Below are 4089 nucleotides of genomic sequence, written 5' to 3' on the forward strand. Positions count from 1 at the left end.
TGGCCGAGCTCAGGCTCGTCAATCCGCGCGATGGATGGCCGAGCGAGAAGGCGCGCTCTGCCGCGAGCCGTGCCGACCATGTGATCGACGCTGCCAAGCTTTATGGCTCGGTCGAAGAGGCAATTGCCGATCTCAACTTCGTCTATGCCACGACCGCCCGCGACCGCGACGGCTACAAGCCGGTGCGCTCGCCGATCGTCGCAGCCCGCACGCTGCGCCAGCGCTTTCAGGGGGGCGAGAAGACGGGCATCCTGTTCGGGCGGGAACGCACCGGCCTCACCAACGAGGAAGTGGCCCTTGCCGACGAGATCGTGACCTTCCCGGTCAATCCGGCTTTCGCCTCGCTCAATCTCGCCCAGGCCGTGCTCCTTATGTCCTATGAGTGGCTGAAGACCGGCATGGAATCGGAGGACCAGACCTCGTTCCAGGCGATCGAGCAACGACCGGCCACCAAGGAGCATCTTCAGGGCCTGTTCGAGCATGTCGAGGAGGCGCTCGATGCGCGCAACTATTTCCGCTCCGCCGATAAAAAGCCGAAATTGGTCGAGAACCTGCGCGCCGTTCTGACCAGACCATCCTTTACCGAATCGGAAATCCAGGTGCTGCGCGGCGTCATCTCTTCGCTCGACCGGTTCACGCGGGAAAACCCGCGGGGCTCCGGCGCTCCGAGTGATAGCAGCAGGGGCGAGCACAGCAGGAAAGCGCGAGACAACGGTGACAGCGACTGAACTGAAACCCATCCTCGTTTTCGACAGCGGCATCGGCGGCTTGACGGTGCTGCGCGAGGCGAGGGTGCTGATGCCCGAGCGACATTTCATCTATGTCGCCGACGATGCCGGCTTTCCCTATGGCGGTTGGGAAGAGGCGGCGCTGAAGGCGCGGGTGATCGAACTCTTTGGCCGCCTGCTCACCGAACACGATCCGGAAATCTGCGTAATCGCCTGCAACACCGCCTTCACGCTCGTCGGCGCCGATCTGCGCGCAGCCTATCCACAAATGACCTTTGTCGGCACGGTCCCGGCAATCAAGCCAGCGGCCGAGCGCACACGCTCCCGGCTGGTCTCAGTGCTGGCGACGCCCGGCACGGTCAAGCGTGCCTATACCCGCGATCTCATCCAGTCCTTTGCCAGCCAGTGCCATGTGCGGCTCGTCGGCTCCGAGAACCTCGCCAAGATGGCGGAAGCCTATATTCGCGGCGAGAAGCTCGACGACGAGACCGTCCTTGCAGAGATCGCGCCGTGTTTCGTCGAGATGGACGGCAGGAAGACCGATATCGTGGTGCTCGCCTGCACGCATTATCCCTTCATGGCCAACGTTTTCCGCAGGCTCGCACCCTGGCCGGTCGACTGGCTGGATCCGGCCGAAGCGATCGCCCGGCGGGCGCGCTCGCTGGTGCCGCAGCCGAACGGCTTCGAGCCGCTGAACGGCCAGGACCCGGCGATCTTCACCTCGGGCAAACCCGATTTTGCCACGCGCCGGCTGATGCAGGGCTTCGGGCTGACGGTGGCACCTGAAGCCATCGTGGAAAAACGAGCAGGGCACGCCGAAGCGATCGGGTAGAGCCCTGTTCATGCGTCGCCACGACCGGCACGGCCCTCTAAAGGAAGATCGCCAGCAACAGGCCGATCAGAACAGCTAGCACGCAAGCGGCGCGAAAGCGCATGCGGCCGGCCCGTGCGGCGTCGTCTTTCGAGGCGACCCGTTGCGTGTCCTTGTAAGCATCGCGCATACGCTGATCGAGATTGTGCAGCTCCATCTGCTGTTCTGTTTCATAGTGCTCCATTCCTGCCCCTGGCAAATCGCTTCGACTAAATCCCAAATGGGCATTCGTCCCTACTCGCCAAAGGACGATCTTCAACTTTATATTGTGGCGGTTCAGATCTACATCCGGTTACTCTGCGTAGACTCGCCCGTGCGTATTCCCTGTGGGTTTTGTGCGCCGGCGGCACGATTTCCGGGAAAACCGTGCTAGGTGTCGCCCGACGGGCGGTCTCCGCGTGATCGCGAATCAGTTCAACACGAAGAGGTGGAAATGAAGGTCGGCATCGACATGGGAGCGACGTCCGAAGGGACATCGGCCTCGCTCGATATCGAGGAGCTTCTGGCCACCCGTCTTCTGGTGCAGGGCAATTCCGGTTCGGGCAAGTCGCATCTCCTGCGCCGCCTGCTGGAGCAATCGGCGCCCTGGGTGCAGCAGTGTATCATCGATCCCGAAGGCGATTTCGTCACGCTCGCCGACAAGTTCGGCCATGTGGTTGTCGAGGGCGAACGGACCGACGCGGAACTGATCGGCATTGCCACCCGCATCCGCCAGCACCGCGTCTCCTGCGTGCTGTCGCTGGAAGGGCTCGATATCGAGCAGCAGATGCGCAATGCCGGCGTGTTCCTGAACGCCATGTTCGATGCGGACCGCGAATACTGGTATCCGGTTCTCGTCGTCGTCGACGAGGCGCAGATGTTTGCGCCATCGGTCGCCGGCGACGTCACCGAAGAGGTGCGCAAGATTTCGCTCGGCGCCATGACCAACCTGATGTGCCGCGGCCGTAAGCGCGGCCTTGCCGGTGTCATCGCCACGCAGCGCCTGGCGAAGCTTGCCAAGAATGTCGCCGCGGAAGCCTCGAACTTCCTGATGGGGCGCACTTTCCTCGACATCGACATGCTGCGTGCCGCCGATCTGCTCGGCATGGACCGGCGCACGGCAGAAATGTTCCGCGACCTGAAGCGCGGCTCCTTCGTCGCGCTCGGCCCGGCGCTTTCACGACGCCCGCTCAAAGTGACGATCGGCACGGTCGAGACTTCGGCACGCTCGACGAGCCCGAAGCTGATGCCGCTACCCGAAGCCCCGCAGGACGTCGAAGACCTGATCTTCACGCCGGATCCGGACGAATTGACCCGGCCGATCATGCGCCGCGTCGTCGCGCCGCCGCGGCCAACGACCGACATCCTTGCCGAACTGTCGCGTCCGCGGCCGGAAGCCGCTGCGCCGATCGAGGCACGGCAGGCCCACCAGGAGATGTCTGCCGAAGAAAAGGAGACCCTGCTCGACGGCGTCTTCGCGGAAATTCTGACCAATCCGGAGGCGGCCTTCCGGCCCGATGCGGAACTGTTTCAGGACTTCCTGGTGCGATGCCGCATCCGTCGCCTCCCGTCAGGCGCTGCCCTTTCGCTCAGCGCGTTTCGCCGCAAGATGGCGGTCGCCCGTTCCGGGATCGACGCCGAGACGGCAGCGACGGAGGTTTGGGCACAGGCGTTGCTGCTCGCCGATCGCGTCACCGAAGACCTGCAGGCGGTGTTCCTGATGATGGCGCAGGCCGCAATTCGCAGCCTGCCGTGTCCTTCGGACGCGATGATTGCACGGGCCTACGGCACGCATTCCGCAAGACGGGCCCGTCGACTGCTCGGCTATTTCGAGGAACATGGGCTGATCGTCATCCATGCCGATTTCACCGGCAAACGGATCGTCGCGTTCCCGGACCTTGGCAGCGAGACCGCGCCCGGCGATGCGAACGGACCCGACACGGCAAGCACGACGGCCGCGGCGGCCGAGTAAGCTCTACCTAAGCTGCCGCCTTCCAGTGCTGGCACAGCGCGACCATCGCAACAGGCGCTACAGCCAACTCTGAACCACCCGGTCGGATGCGTGGATGCAGGTCATTTGCAGCCGGCCGGTGCCGATGTTGACGAAACGGTGCGGCGTTTCGGGGTCGACGACGATGATGTCACCGGCCTTGCCCATGATCTTCTGCTCACCCACCGTGAATTCGGCTTCGCCAGAATGAACGATCCACGTCTCCGGATAAGGGTGGACGTGAAGGGCTGGCCCCTGGCCGGGTTCGGCATCCATGAGAAAGAGCGAAATCGGGGTTCCGAATTGACCGCCCTCGAACAGGATCGTTCGGTTGGGGCTCTGTTTCTGCTCTGCACGTGGAATGACATGAAACATGCTGGCCTCCCTAGTCGTTCGGCTTGGCTTTCCCAAGCGGATGAATTATCTTCACGAGAAGATATTATGTGAAACTATCTTCCCGTCAAGATAGATTGATGAAGATCGAGGTGAACGATGCGGAACGAGACTGAGGCGAGGGATCA

At 62.9% G+C, this 4089-nt stretch carries 5 protein-coding genes; 3 read left to right on the top strand and 2 right to left on the bottom strand.

Going from position 1 to position 4089, the window contains the following annotated elements; translation table 11 throughout:
• Together I8N66_RS29900 and murI are read left to right on the top strand one after the other, a co-directional pair.
• The coding region (locus I8N66_RS29900) for an RNA methyltransferase (protein WP_291161824.1) at positions 1–728 on the top strand (728 nt) is incomplete at its 5' end.
• Positions 715–1560: a glutamate racemase gene (murI, locus tag I8N66_RS29905; protein WP_291161827.1), complete on the top strand. Its 846-nt coding sequence runs from the start codon at positions 715–717 to the stop codon at positions 1558–1560. The genes I8N66_RS29900 and murI, both read left to right, overlap by 14 nt.
• A 37-nt stretch (positions 1561–1597) precedes the next feature.
• Here the strand turns inward: murI and I8N66_RS29910 are convergent, their stop codons facing one another.
• Positions 1598–1783, bottom strand: coding sequence for a hypothetical protein (locus I8N66_RS29910; protein ID WP_113540051.1), 186 nt, complete (start codon positions 1781–1783; stop codon positions 1598–1600).
• 249 nt (positions 1784–2032) lie between these two features.
• On the opposite strand from I8N66_RS29910, the gene I8N66_RS29915 reads away from it, so the two are divergent.
• A complete protein-coding gene (locus tag I8N66_RS29915) occupies positions 2033–3550 on the top strand; it encodes an ATP-binding protein (protein ID WP_291161829.1) in 1518 nt (505 codons plus the stop codon).
• A gap of 57 nt (positions 3551–3607) precedes the next feature.
• On the opposite strand, the gene I8N66_RS29920 is transcribed toward I8N66_RS29915, so the two are convergent.
• Positions 3608–3943 carry a cupin domain-containing protein gene (locus I8N66_RS29920; RefSeq protein ID WP_291161832.1) on the bottom strand — a complete coding sequence of 112 codons (336 nt, stop codon included), beginning with the start codon at positions 3941–3943 and terminating at the stop codon, positions 3608–3610.
• Positions 3944–4089 lie beyond the last annotated feature (146 nt).

The sequence above is a fragment of the Ensifer sp. SSB1 genome, assembly GCF_016652895.1.
Lineage (GTDB): Bacteria > Pseudomonadota > Alphaproteobacteria > Rhizobiales > Rhizobiaceae > Ensifer.